Source organism: Porcipelethomonas ammoniilytica (assembly GCF_025567485.1).
GTDB lineage: Bacteria > Bacillota > Clostridia > Oscillospirales > Ruminococcaceae > Porcipelethomonas > Porcipelethomonas ammoniilytica.
In genome coordinates this window covers 1-323 of the sequence record NZ_JAOQKH010000118.1, presented here as the reverse complement: position 1 = coordinate 323, position 323 = coordinate 1, and the positions used below count along the sequence as shown (strand labels likewise).

The 323-nt window shown below is 31.9% G+C and carries 1 protein-coding gene; it reads left to right on the top strand.

Going from position 1 to position 323, the window contains the following annotated elements:
- Nucleotides 1-323, top strand: a 323-nt coding sequence (locus tag OCV67_RS13845) for a hypothetical protein (RefSeq protein ID WP_178085201.1), incomplete at both ends; no start/stop codon positions are given.

Here is a 323-nt window from a genome sequence, read left to right as displayed (position 1 = left end):
ATAACGGTAATAATATCAATGTTCTTGACGGTATAGCTTTTAGTAATGATTGCTTCTTAAATACGCCTTATTATACTAATAATTGTACCACAGGTGTATATCCTTCTCTTGTAAACAGAGGATCTGCTAAAAACTGTACTGGAAAGCAGTTGGTTGTAAGCGTATTTTTAAACGCAACAATTAACGGTACAAACCAGACATGGTCGGACAGTGAAATGACTGATAAAAATCAACAAGTAAAAACAGCAACAGATTATATTAAAAATCAAAGCTCAAGATACAGTAATACGGTTACTTTTGAAAATGCAATTTCCAATTCTAAT